We start from the raw sequence: 12,703 nt of genomic DNA, 5'->3' as shown, positions 1-12,703 counted from the left end.
CGGGAGCCCCCTCTTGGCCATGCCGCCGCATGTTTTTCGAAACAGCACAGCCACGACGACCAAGCACATCTTCGTCACCGGGGGTGTCGCCTCCTCCCTGGGCAAGGGCCTGACGGCCTCCAGCCTCGGCATGCTGCTCAAGGCGCGCGGCCTCAGGGTCGTGATGCAGAAGCTCGACCCGTATCTGAACGTGGACCCGGGCACGATGAACCCCTTCCAGCACGGTGAGGTCTTCGTCACGAACGACGGGGCGGAGACCGACCTGGACATCGGACACTACGAGCGCTTCCTCGACCGTGACTTGGACGGCTCCGCCAATGTCACTACGGGACAGGTCTACTCGACGGTGATCGCCAAGGAGCGGCGCGGCGAGTACCTCGGTGACACCGTGCAGGTCATCCCGCACATCACCAACGAGATCAAGCACCGGATCCGCCGGATGGCGACCGACGAGGTCGACGTCGTCATCACGGAGGTCGGCGGCACGGTCGGTGACATCGAGTCGCTGCCGTTCCTGGAGACGGTGCGCCAGGTGCGGCACGAGGTCGGCCGTGACAACGTCTTCGTCGTCCACATCTCCCTCCTGCCCTACATCGGCCCGTCGGGAGAGCTGAAGACGAAGCCGACCCAGCACTCGGTTGCGGCCCTGCGCAACATCGGTATCCAGCCGGACGCCATCGTGCTGCGCTGCGACCGCGAGGTGCCGACCGCGATCAAGCGCAAGATCTCCCTGATGTGCGACGTCGACGAGGCCGCCGTGGTGGCCTGTCCCGACGCCCGCTCGATCTACGACATCCCGAAGACCGTGCACGGCGAGGGCCTGGACGCCTATGTCGTCCGCAAGCTGGACCTGCCCTTCCGCGACGTGGACTGGACGACCTGGGACGACCTGCTCGACCGCGTCCACAACCCCGACCACGAGATCACCCTCGCCCTGGTCGGCAAGTACATCGACCTGCCCGACGCCTACCTCTCGGTCACCGAGGCCCTGCGCGCCGGCGGCTTCGCCAACAAGGCCCGCGTGAAGATCAAGTGGGTCACCTCCGACGACTGCAAGACCCCGGCCGGCGCCAAGGCGCAGCTGGCGGACGTCGACGGCATCTGCATCCCCGGCGGCTTCGGCGACCGCGGTGTGCTCGGCAAGGTCGGCGCGATCAGGTACGCCCGCGAGAACAGGATCCCGCTGCTCGGCCTCTGTCTGGGCCTGCAGTGCATCGTGATCGAGGCCGCGCGCAACCTGGCCGACATCGGCGACGCCAACTCCACCGAGTTCGACCCGGCCACCGCCCACCCGGTCATCTCCACCATGGCCGAGCAGCTGGACATCGTCGCCGGCGAGGGGGACATGGGCGGAACGATGCGCCTGGGCATGTATCCGGCCAAGCTGGCCGAGGGCTCCATCGTGCGCGAGGTGTACGACGGCAAGGAGTACGTCGAGGAGCGGCACCGCCACCGCTACGAGGTCAACAACGCCTACCGCGCGGAGCTGGAGAAGAAGGCGGGCATCCTGTTCTCCGGCACGTCGCCCGACGGCAAGCTCGTGGAGTACGTGGAGTACCCCCGCGAGGTGCACCCTTATCTGGTCGCCACCCAGGCGCACCCCGAACTGCGCTCGCGTCCGACCAGGCCGCACCCGCTGTTCGCGGGCCTGGTGAAGGCCGCCGTCGAGCGGAAGAACTCCGACTGACACAACGGTTGTACGGTGGCCGGGGCGCGCGCATTCAAAAGGTGAGCGCCCCGGCTGCTCTTTTTTGCATGTGGGGAAGGACAGGGCATGACGATCAAGGACACTCCCGAGGAGTGGGAGATCCGGGCGACGAGGACCCCCTTCGTGGGCAACAAGACCTCCGTCCGCACGGACGACGTGGTCATGCCCGACGGAACGGTCGTCCACCGCGACTACCAGGTCCACCCGGGCTCGGTCGGCGTCCTCGCCCTGGACGACGAGGGACGTGTCCTGGTGATCCGCCAGTACCGCCATCCCGTGCGCCGGAAGCTCTGGGAGATCCCGGCCGGCCTGCTCGACGTGCCCGGTGAGAACCCGCTGCACGCGGCCCAGCGCGAGCTGTACGAGGAGGCGCACGTCAAGGCCGAGGACTGGCGGGTGCTGGCCGACGTCTACACCACCCCGGGCGGCTCCGACGAGGCCGTGCGGATCTTCCTGGCCCGGGATCTGTCCGAGGCGGAGGGCGAGCGCTTCGCGGTCGAGCACGAGGAGATCGACCTGGAGTACGACCGTGTGCCGCTCGACGAGCTGGCCCGGGGCGTCCTCGCGGGTGACCTGCACAACAACTGCCTCGTGGTGGGCGTCCTTTCGCTCATCGCGGCGCAGAACGGCGACGGGCTCGACGCGCTGCGTCCGGCCGAGGCGCCGTGGCCCGCGCGTCCGTTCGAGTCCTGAACACTTCCCGGCGTGTCGGTGTGACCATCGGCTGATCCGATCGAGGGACCTGTCCGCCGCGCTCCACCAGGAACGTTGCAGAGCGTGAACTAGGCTCTGCCCCATGCCCGGACCGGGGTCCCGGCGGGTTTGCGTGCGGTGGGACGGGAGTGTGGCCCGTGACGGATCAGGCGGTGGACACAGAAGGCGGCGCACGGCTGTCGGTAAGTCAGTTCCTGGGCCGTACAAGGGAGTTGAAGGAGCTGCGCGCCGACATCGAGCGCGCCGGCCTGGACACCCTCTCCGGGAGGAAACCCCCACGCGCGCGCGTCCTGCTCATCGCCGGAAAGCCCGGCTCCGGACGCACCGCGCTCGCCGAGGAACTCGTGCGACAGGTCGCGGACCGTTACGACGACGGAGTGCTGCGCGCCCGGCTGAGCGAGCCCGACGGCACCCCCGTCCCCGTCGAGCACGCCGCCCGTGAGCTGCTGGCCGCCCTGGACCTGCCCACGCCCGCCGGAGCCGCCGCCGACGACCTGACCGAGGTCCTGCGCACCGCCCTCGCCGACCGGCGGGTCCTGCTGCTGCTCGACGACGCGGCCGACGCCGAGCAGGTCGACGCCCTCCTCCCGGACACACCCGACTGCCTGGTGGTCGCCGTGTCCGGCGGCCCCCTCACCGGCATCTCCGACGTCCGCCCCTGCACCCTGGGCGGCCTCGACACCAAGTCCGGCCTGGAGCTGCTCACCCGCCACACCGGTTCGGTCCGCATCACCGTCGACCCCCGTGCCGCCGAGGGCCTGGTCGAGGAGTGCCAGGGGCAGCCCGCCGTGCTGACGCTGGCCGGCGGCTGGCTCGCCGCGCGCCCCAAGGCGGCCGTCGCCGACCTGGCCAAGCAGCTGCACAGCGAGGACGGCGAGGGCACCCCGCTCAGCCGGGTCTTCCGGCTCGTCCACCACTCGCTGCCCCCGGCCTCCGCCCGGATACTGCGACTGCTCTCGCTGGCCCCGGCCGGCCTTGTCGACCCGCACACCGCCGCGGCGCTGGCCGGCTGCTCCGTCGACGGCGCGCGGGCCGCCCTGGACGACTTCGTCGCCCTCGGCCTGCTGCACACCGTGGACTCGCCGCTGCCCCAGTACGAGGTGCCCGGCTGTCTGCACCCCCTGCTCAGAAGGCTGGCCGCGAGCCAGGACCGCCCCGGCGAGCTCCAGCTGGCCCGCGCCCGGATGCTGGAGCGGACGGTACGCCTGCTGCAGGCCTGCCGGACCATCACCGAGACCGACGACCCCGAGGCCCGCGAGAAGCTGCAGGCGATGCCCCGCTCGCTGCGCTTCCCGAGCCCCCGGGCCGCAGAGGAGTGGCTGCGCATCCGGCGGCCCGCGCTGCTGGCCTCCGCCCGGGCCGCGGTGGCCGACGGGGAGCTGGACACCCTCGCCAGGCGACTGATGTCCCAGCTGGTCAGGGCGATGGTGGCGCACTTCGGCACCCAGGCCGCCGCGCCCGACCTGTACGGCGTCCACGCGCTGGTCCTCGATGTCGCCGAGCGCCGGAAGCTGCCCCGCGAGAAGGCCGCCGCGCTGTTGAACCTGGGCGATCTGGACGGCCAGACGGGCCGTACGGCGCAGGCTCTGGTGCGGTATCGGGCCGCGCTGGACGCCGGACGCGAGGCGAACGACCCGTACGCGACCGGGCGCGCGATGGAATCCGTAGGTGGCGCGCATCTGGAGCTCGAGGACTACGACCGGGCCGCCGACTGGTTCGGCCGGGCCCTGGCCCAGCGGCTGGCCCGGGACGAGCGCGCCGAGGCCGCCCGGCTGTACGGCCGTATCGCCGCCGCCCACACCTACGCGGGCCGCTACGGCGAGGCGCAGCGCAACTGGCGGGCCGCTGCCGCCGGGTACCGCAAGAACGGCGATGTGGCGGCCCACGCCCGGGCGTTGAGCGAGCTCGCGCGCGTCCAGGAGTACGCGGGGCGGCCCGAGGAGTCGCTGCGCACCTGCCACGAGGCGCTGGAGTGGGCGCGCCGGGCCGAGGACGAGCGGCTGCAGGCCGCGCTGCAGTTGCGGCTCGCCGACACGCTGGAGCACCTCGGCGATCCTGCGGCCGCCGCGCTGCACCGGGGACGGGCCGAGCGCCTCCTCGGTGACGAGCCGGAACGGGCCGATGACACGAAACAAGCCGCTGATGCCTGCGAAATCCGTAGTACATCCGCTGAAGATTGATGCAATGAAAGGCTAGACAGCGGGAACACCTTCATTAAACTGGCTCTGCCGCCTTCTCCTGCGGTGTCTCCCGGTGTGTTCCGTCATGCCTGGGTACGTGTTGTATTGCCCCACATCCACTGAGCCAAGGACCGTGATCCACGTGAAGGTCGGCATCCCCCGCGAGGTCAAGAACAACGAGTTCCGGGTGGCCATCACCCCCGCCGGGGTGCACGAGCTCGTGCGCCACGGCCACCAGGTCGTCATCGAGCGGGGCGCCGGCCTCGGCTCGTCGATCCCGGACGACGAGTACACCGCCGAGGGCGCCCTGATCCTGGACACCGCCGACGAGGTCTGGGCCACCGCCGACCTGCTGCTGAAGGTCAAGGAGCCGATCGCCGAGGAGTACCACCGCCTCCGCAAGGACCAGACGCTCTTCACCTACCTGCACCTGGCCGCGTCCAAGGAGTGCACCGACGCGCTCATCGAGTCCGGCACCACGGCGATCGCCTACGAGACCGTCGAGCTGCCCAGCCGCGCCCTGCCGCTGCTCGCGCCCATGTCCGAGGTCGCGGGCCGGCTGGCCCCGCAGGTCGGCGCCTACCACCTGATGCGCTCGGTCGGCGGCCGCGGTGTGCTGCCCGGCGGTGTCCCCGGCACCCAGCCCGCGCGTGCCGTCGTCATCGGCGGCGGTGTCTCCGGCTGGAACGCCACCCAGATCGCCGTCGGCATGGGCTTCCACGTCACCCTGCTCGACCGCGACATCAACAAGCTCCGTGAGGCCGACAAGGTCTTCGGCACCAAGGTCCGGGCGATCATGTCCAACGCCTTCGAGCTGGAGAAGGCCGTCCTGGACGCCGACCTCGTCATCGGCGCCGTGCTCATCCCGGGCGCCAAGGCCCCGAAGCTGGTCACCAACGAGCTGGTCGCCCGGATGAAGCCCGGAAGTGTCCTTGTCGACATCGCGATCGACCAGGGCGGCTGCTTCGAGGACTCCCGTCCCACCACCCACGCCGAGCCGACCTTCACGGTCCACGACTCGGTCTTCTACTGCGTCGCCAACATGCCCGGCGCGGTGCCCAACACCTCCACCTACGCGCTGACCAACGCCACGCTGCCCTACATCGTCGAACTCGCCGACCACGGCTGGGTGGAGGCGCTGCGCCGCGACCCCGCGCTGGCCAAGGGGCTCAACACCCATGACGGCAAGGTCGTTTACCGCGAGGTGGCTCAGGCGCACGGACTGGAGCACGTGGAGCTGGAGACGCTGCTCGGCTGAGCCCGATCGGGCCGAAAACGTAAGTCACCTTTTCGTAAAGGCGATACGTCAACAAGGCGCGTCAACCGTGCGCACCCGGCCGGACCTTGCCCCACAAGGTCCGGCCGGATGTGTGTATGGTCACTTTGCGCCTCTCGGTCAACTCGCCTCGAACGTAACCCTTCGACCGATTCGCACACCGGCGGAACCTGCCGTGCGACGGCCGTACGCCCTTGACAGCGGGATGTTTCATTGCCGACACATCGGGCCGGGTCCGGCGGATTGTGTTGCTGCGGACGCCCGACACGCCATAGAGTCGCCAACCGTCGGCATGGTGCCACGCTGACCTTGTCTAGAAGTTTCCTGGTCCCCAAGGAGGTAAGACGACTTGTGAATGAGTCGACATTTTCTCCCGGGGGTGGTCAACCAGGAATGCCTACGCGGGGCCCCGGTCCCGCGGGGCTCGAGGCTGTCGGCTCCGTCGCTGTCCGAACCTTCGCAGCCCAACAGAGCCAGACCGTCCCCCGCATGGTTCTGTCAGCACCCCAGAGCATGGATGGCCATCACGTGAACGCCATGGCCGGCGACGGAAGTGGCGCGCCCCACAACCACTTCGCCGACTACGACGAACTGCCCGAAGGGCACTTCTACGACCCCGACGCGGAGTACGAGCCGGATCCCGAGTACGCGGCCACGCTCGCGCCCGACGCTGCCCGCCAGCGCCGTGAGCGCATCGGCCCGACCGGGCGCCCGCTGCCGTACTTCCCGATCCCGGGCCCGCTGACCGACCACGGCCCCGCGAAGATCATCGCGATGTGCAACCAGAAGGGCGGCGTGGGCAAGACGACGTCGACCATCAACCTGGGTGCCGCGCTCGCGGAGTACGGCCGGCGTGTGCTGCTCGTGGACTTCGACCCGCAGGGCGCGCTGTCGGTGGGCCTCGGTGTCAACCCGATGGAGCTCGACCTCACCGTCTACAACCTGCTCATGGAGCGGGGCATGGCGGCCGACGAGGTGCTCCTGAAGACGGCGGTCCCCAACATGGACCTGCTGCCCAGCAACATCGACCTGTCGGCGGCGGAGGTCCAGCTGGTCTCCGAGGTCGCGCGCGAGTCCACGCTGCAGCGCGCCCTGAAGCCGCTCATGGCCGACTACGACTACATCGTGATCGACTGTCAGCCCTCGCTGGGTCTGCTCACCGTGAACGCCCTGACGGCGGCGCACAAGGTGATAGTGCCCCTCGAGTGCGAGTTCTTCGCGCTGCGCGGTGTCGCGCTGCTCACCGAGACCATCGAGAAGGTCCAGGAGCGGCTCAACCCGGAGCTGGAGCTCGACGGGATCCTCGCCACGATGTACGACTCGCGCACGGTCCACAGCCGCGAGGTGCTGGCCCGCGTGGTCGAGGCCTTCGACGACCACGTCTACCACACGGTCATCGGCCGCACGGTCCGCTTCCCGGAGACCACGGTCGCGGGCGAGCCGATCACCACCTACGCCTCCAACTCCGTCGGCGCCGCCGCCTACCGCCAGCTCGCCAGGGAGGTGCTCGCCCGGTGTCACGCCGAGTGAGTCTGCCGGGGGCCGACGAACTCTTCCGTACGACAGGGGGAATGGCGCTCCAGCCGTCCACTCCGCGGCGGGGGGCCAACGGCGAAGCCCCTGTGCCCGCGCCCGCCGGGGAGAGCGACCCGGCCGCCGCCGGGCCCGAGGACGCGCCGCAGTCGGTGCCCGCGCAGGGCGGCGACGGCGAGGGCGCGGAGCATGTGGCGGCGGAGCCCGAGCCGTCCGACGTGGGCGAGTCCCGGGATCGGCCGGCCCGCCGTCAGACGGCGCAGGAAGGTTCTGCCGCGGCCGACGCGGGCGCCCAGCCGCGCAAACGCGGGCGGGCGGCCAACCGGCGCCCCAGCGGGCGGGAACGGCACGACGAGAAGATCACCGTGTACGTGTCCGCCGAGGAGCTGATGGATCTGGAGCACGCGCGTCTGGTGCTCCGGGGCGAGCACGGACTGGCCGTCGACCGGGGGCGCATAGTGCGCGAGGCGGTCGCCGTGGTCCTGGCCGACCTGGAGTCCCGCGGGGACGCGAGCATCCTCGTACGCCGACTGCGCGGGCGGTAGACGGTAGCCTGCGGGGGCCATGACCTCGAACGACGTTTCCAGCCCCGGCCCCGGCGCCGGCCGCAGGCGTGCGCTGGGGCGGGGACCGGGCGCGGGCGCTCCGCGGGTCGAGCCGACGCCCCCGACGCCGGAGGAACAGGCCGCGGCGGAGCCGACGACCCCGGAAGCCCTGACCGAGGCCGGCGAGGAACGCACCGAGGAGCGATCCACATCCGCGGCGACGGGGTCCGGGCCGGTCGAGCGGGAGGTACGTGAGCGGGGTCCGGTCGGGGCGGAGGCCATCGGCGCCGCAGCAGCCGCATTCGAGGCCGTCGATCCCGCGGCAGCCGTATGTGAGGCCGTCCAGCCCGGGGTGGCGGGGGCAGAGGTGCTCGGGCCTCGGGTGGCTGAGGCGGAAGCGCTCGGGGCCGGTGCGGCTGGGGCAGAGGTCGTCGAGCCGGATGCGATCGGGCATCTCACTGGCGAAGGGGCGGGGACGCCCGAGCAGGCAGCCGACGCCTCTGACGTGATCCCCGAGCCGGCGAACACGCCTGCCGAGACAGGGGACGTCCCGCGGGAGCCGGCACCGGGCGCCGAGAGCGCAGCCTCCGCACCCCTCGCCGACCCGGACAAAGCCGACCACGGTGTCTTCAAGGTGCGGCTCTCCAACTTCGAGGGTCCCTTCGATCTGCTCCTGCAGCTGATCTCCAAGCACAAGCTGGACGTCACCGAGGTCGCGCTGTCCAAGGTGACCGACGAGTTCATGGCGCACATCCGCGCCATGGGGCCGGACTGGGACCTCGATCAGACGACCGAGTTCCTGGTCGTCGCGGCCACGTTGCTCGACCTGAAGGCCGCCCGGCTGCTGCCGTCCGCGGAGGTCGAGGACGAGGCCGATCTCGCCCTCCTCGAAGCACGCGACCTGCTCTTCGCCCGGCTGCTGCAGTACCGCGCGTACAAACAGATCGCCGACATCTTCAGCCGGCGGCTGGAGGACGAGGCCCGCCGCTACCCCCGCACCGTCGGACTGGAGCCGCACCACGCCGAGCTGCTGCCAGAGGTCGTCATCAGCATCGGCCCGGAGGGGTTCGCCCGGCTCGCGGTCAAGGCCATGCAGCCGAAGCCCAGGCCGCAGGTCTACGTCGACCACATCCACGCCCCGCTGGTCAGCGTCCAGGAGCAGGCCCGCATCGTGATCGACCGGCTCCGGGAACTCGGCGCGGCCAGCTTCCGCTCCCTCGTCGAGGACACCGACGACACCCTCACCGTCGTAGCCAGGTTCCTGGCGCTTCTGGAGCTGTACCGGGAGAAGGCCGTAGCGCTCGACCAGGAGACCGCCCTCGGGGAGCTGATCGTGCGGTGGACCGGCGGCGAGGGGGAGACCAGGCCGATGGTGACCGACGAGTTCGACCGACCGCCCGAGCCGCCCAAGGAGGACAAGCCGTGAGCGAGGAGACGACCGAGCTGCCGGCCGGCCTGCGCGCCGTCGCCGATCTCGAGCTCAAGCCCGCCCTGGAGGCCGTCCTGATGGTCGTGGACGAGCCCGCCACCGAGGAGCACCTCGCGAAGATCCTGGAGCGCCCGAAGCGCCAGATCGGCGACGCGCTGCGGGCGCTGGCCGACGACTACACCGTGCAGGGCCGCGGCTTCGAGCTGCGCTTCGTCGCGGGCGGCTGGCGTTTCTACAGCCGCGCCGAGTACGCCCCGGCCGTGGAACGCCTGGTCCTGGAGGGCCAGACGGCCCGGCTCACCCAGGCCGCCCTGGAGACGCTCGCGGTCGTCGCCTACCGCCAGCCGGTCAGCCGCAGCCGCGTCTCGGCCGTCCGCGGGGTCAACTGCGACGGGGTCATGCGCACCCTGCTGCAACGGGGTCTGGTCGAGGAGGCGGGCGCGGAACACGAAACAGGTGCGATCCTGTACAGGACGACGAACTACTTCCTGGAGCGGATGGGCCTGCGCGGTCTGGACGAGCTCCCGGAGCTCGCGCCCTTCCTCCCTGAGGCGGAGGCGATCGAGGCCGAGACCCAGGAAGGCGTTCCCTCGTTCGACCCGGACGCACCCGATGACGGTCCGGGCGCCCACGACGAACACACGACGACGACGGAACTTTGATGCGAAGCAGCGGCAGCGGCAAGAGCGGCGGGCGCGGTAACCACCGCGGAGCCGGCAACAACAGGGACCAGAAGCAGGGTCAGGGCCAGGGCCAGAGCCAGGGCCGCCCCCGCAAGCCCCGCCCCGAGGAGCGCCGCTACGACGTGGGCCCCGGCGCCACCCAGGACGGCCCCAAGTCCGGGCGCGGCGGCGCGGCCCGCGGCGGCGCCAAGGGCGGCCCCAAGCAGGGACAGCAGCGCGGCGGCCGCACGGCTCCCGCCCGCTCCCGTGAGTACGACGCACGGACCGAGGAGCGCAACCGGGACCGGTACGCGGGCAAGAAGGACATCAAGCCGCCCAAGACCTTCCCGGGCGCCGAGCAGGAGGGCGAGCGGCTGCAGAAGGTCCTCGCGCGCGCGGGCTACGGCTCCCGGCGCGCCTGCGAGGAGCTGATCGAGCAGGCCCGGGTCGAGGTCAACGGCGAGATCGTGCTGGAGCAGGGCAAGCGGGTCGACCCTGAGAAGGACGAGGTGAAGGTCGACGGCCTGACGGTCGCCACGCAGTCGTACCAGTTCTTCTCGCTCAACAAGCCCGCCGGTGTCGTCTCGACGATGGAGGACCCGGAGGGGCGCCAGTGCCTCGGGGACTACGTCACCAACCGCGAGACCAGGCTCTTCCACGTCGGGCGCCTCGACACCGAGACCGAGGGCGTCATCCTGCTCACCAACCACGGTGAGCTGGCGCACCGGCTGACCCATCCCAAGTACGGCGTGAAGAAGACCTACCTCGCCGCCATCGTCGGCCCGATCCCGCGGGACCTGGGCAAGAAGCTCAAGGACGGCATCCAGCTGGAGGACGGCTACGCGCGCGCCGACCACTTCCGGGTCGTCGAGCAGACCGGCAAGAACTACCTGGTCGAGGTGACCCTGCACGAGGGGCGCAAGCACATCGTGCGCCGCATGCTCGCGGAGGCCGGCTTCCCGGTCGAGAAGCTGGTGCGGACCTCCTTCGGCCCGATCACCCTGGGCGACCAGAAGTCGGGCTGGCTGCGGCGGCTGTCCAACACCGAGGTCGGCATGCTGATGAAGGAAGTCGACCTCTAGCCGATGCTTTTTCGCCCTCTTGCCGGTCTGTACTGCGTGACCGGCGAGAGGAGTGTGCAGGAATGCCTGCTACGACGACGGACCGCGACGAGTTCGTCCGGCTGACGGACCCGTACCGGCGGGAGCTGCTCGCGCACTGCTACCGGATGCTGGGCTCGGTCGACGAGGCCGAGGACCTGGTGCAGGAGACGTATCTGCGGGCCTGGCGGTCCTACGACGGCTACGAGGGTCGCGCGAGCCTGCGGACCTGGCTGCACCGGATCGCCACCAACACCTGTCTGACGGCCCTGGAGAGCCGTGCGCGGCGTCCGCTGCCCTCCGGGCTCGGAGGGCCGTCACAGGCGCCCGAGGAGCCGCTCAGGGGCGCCGCGACGGACGTGCCGTGGCTGCAGCCGCTGCCGGACGCCCTCGTCGACCCGGCGACCGTGGTGGCCGCCCGGGGCAGCCTGCGGCTCGCCCTGGTCGCCGCGCTCCAGCATCTGCCCGCCCGGCAGCGGGCGGTGCTCATCCTGCGGGACGTGCTGGCCTGGCGGGCGCCCGAGGTGGCCGCGCTGCTCGGAACGTCGACCGCGGCCGTCAAGAGCACCCTGCAACGCGCGCGTGCCCGGCTCGACGAGGCGGCCCCCGAGGAGGACCTCGTCGTCGAACCCGGGGGCGCGGCGGACCGCGAGGTGCTCGACCGCTACATGGCCGCCTTCGAGCACGCCGACCTGGACGCGCTGGTCGACCTCCTGCAGGACGGCGTGGAGCTGGAGATGCCGCCCAACCTGGAGTGGTTCCGCGGCCGCAAGGACGTGCTGCGGTTCCTGCACGCGCGCGTGCACGAGGAGGGCGGACTGCGGATGCTGCCCACGCGCGCGAACGGGCAGCCGGCTCTCGTCATGTACGTGCGCGGGGTGGACGGCGTGCTGCGCGCGCACTCGGTGCAGGTGCTCACCGTGGTGGACGGGACGGTGGCCCGGGTCACCGCCTTCCTCGACGTGGAGCAGGTCGTCCGCTTCGGGTTCCCGCGGGTGCTGTCGTGAACGCCGGGGAGCTGCTGGAGCGTTCGCTCGCCTACGCGCTGGGGTGCGTCGCCGGAGTGGGGGCCGGGCGGCTGGAGCGGGGGACGCCGTGCGCGGAGTGGGACCTGGGGGAGCTGCTCGGGCATCTCGACGACTCGCTCGACGCCCTGCACGAGGGGCTGACGGGCGGGCGGATCGGGCTGACGCCGGGGACCGCCGACCCGGCCTGCGCGTTCCGCACGCGCGCGTGTGCCGTGCTCGGTGCCTGGGCCGCCGGGCCCGGGGAGCGGGTGCTGGTGGGCGAACTGCCGCTGGACGTGCGGGTGATGGCCGCCGTGGGGGCCGTGGAGATCGCCGTGCACGGATGGGACGTGGCGCAGGCCTGCGGGCGCCGGCGGCCCATACCGGCCGCGCTCGCCGCCGAACTGCTTCCCGTCGCGCGGTGCGTGGTCGCGGCGGAGGACCGGGGCGTGCGGTTCGGCGCGCCGGTCGCCGTGCCGCTGGGCGCGGGGCCCGGCGGGCGGCTGCTGGCCTTCCTGGGGCGGCGCGATTCCTTTGCGGGGTGAGGGT

Annotated in this window: 11 protein-coding genes; all 11 read left to right on the top strand. The window is 71.4% G+C overall.

Annotated elements, in window-relative coordinates:
* Positions 1–19: 19 nt before the first annotated feature.
* The 11 genes from ABZ453_RS28485 to ABZ453_RS28435 all read left to right on the top strand — a co-directional run bounded on the left by ABZ453_RS28485 (position 20) and on the right by ABZ453_RS28435 (position 12,699).
* A complete protein-coding gene (locus tag ABZ453_RS28485; RefSeq protein WP_133047300.1) occupies positions 20–1,687 on the top strand; it encodes a CTP synthase in 1,668 nt (555 codons plus the stop codon).
* 87 nt (positions 1,688–1,774) lie between these two features.
* On the top strand, positions 1,775–2,401 hold the full coding sequence (locus ABZ453_RS28480; protein ID WP_359019081.1) for an NUDIX hydrolase: 627 nt from the start codon (positions 1,775–1,777) through the stop codon (positions 2,399–2,401).
* Between the two features lie 158 nt (positions 2,402–2,559).
* Positions 2,560–4,602, top strand: coding sequence for a tetratricopeptide repeat protein (locus tag ABZ453_RS28475; RefSeq protein ID WP_359019079.1), 2,043 nt, complete (start codon positions 2,560–2,562; stop codon positions 4,600–4,602).
* Between the two features lie 142 nt (positions 4,603–4,744).
* Positions 4,745–5,860, top strand: coding sequence for an alanine dehydrogenase (ald, locus tag ABZ453_RS28470; RefSeq protein WP_359019109.1), 1,116 nt, complete (start codon positions 4,745–4,747; stop codon positions 5,858–5,860).
* A gap of 411 nt (positions 5,861–6,271) precedes the next feature.
* A complete protein-coding gene (locus ABZ453_RS28465) occupies positions 6,272–7,408 on the top strand; it encodes a ParA family protein (RefSeq protein ID WP_359019077.1) in 1,137 nt (378 codons plus the stop codon).
* Positions 7,393–7,956 (top strand): hypothetical protein, encoded by a 564-nt coding sequence (locus ABZ453_RS28460; RefSeq protein WP_359019075.1) that lies wholly within the window; start codon positions 7,393–7,395, stop codon positions 7,954–7,956. The genes ABZ453_RS28465 and ABZ453_RS28460 overlap by 16 nt, the downstream gene beginning before the upstream one ends.
* Before the next feature lie 19 nt (positions 7,957–7,975).
* Positions 7,976–9,382, top strand: a complete 1,407-nt coding sequence (locus tag ABZ453_RS28455) for a segregation/condensation protein A (RefSeq protein ID WP_359019073.1) — start codon at positions 7,976–7,978, stop codon at positions 9,380–9,382.
* On the top strand, positions 9,379–10,047 hold the full coding sequence (scpB, locus tag ABZ453_RS28450) for an SMC-Scp complex subunit ScpB (RefSeq protein ID WP_359019071.1): 669 nt from the start codon (positions 9,379–9,381) through the stop codon (positions 10,045–10,047). The genes ABZ453_RS28455 and scpB overlap by 4 nt, the downstream gene beginning before the upstream one ends.
* Complete coding sequence (locus tag ABZ453_RS28445) at positions 10,047–11,129, top strand: pseudouridine synthase (RefSeq protein ID WP_359019069.1); 1,083 nt, start codon at positions 10,047–10,049, stop codon at positions 11,127–11,129. Before scpB ends, ABZ453_RS28445 begins: the two co-directional genes overlap by 1 nt.
* 62 nt (positions 11,130–11,191) lie before the next feature.
* Positions 11,192–12,154 (top strand): sigma-70 family RNA polymerase sigma factor, encoded by a 963-nt coding sequence (locus tag ABZ453_RS28440; protein WP_359019067.1) that lies wholly within the window; start codon positions 11,192–11,194, stop codon positions 12,152–12,154.
* On the top strand, positions 12,151–12,699 hold the full coding sequence (locus ABZ453_RS28435) for a TIGR03086 family metal-binding protein (RefSeq protein WP_359019065.1): 549 nt from the start codon (positions 12,151–12,153) through the stop codon (positions 12,697–12,699). Before ABZ453_RS28440 ends, ABZ453_RS28435 begins: the two co-directional genes overlap by 4 nt.
* Positions 12,700–12,703: the final 4 nt, after the last annotated feature.

It is taken from the genome of Streptomyces sp. NPDC005799, assembly GCF_040630525.1.
GTDB classification, from domain to species: Bacteria; Actinomycetota; Actinomycetes; order Streptomycetales; family Streptomycetaceae; genus Streptomyces; species Streptomyces griseorubiginosus_B.
The sequence above is the reverse complement of the archived record's forward strand: the minus strand, read 5'-3'. Positions and strand labels throughout refer to the sequence as shown.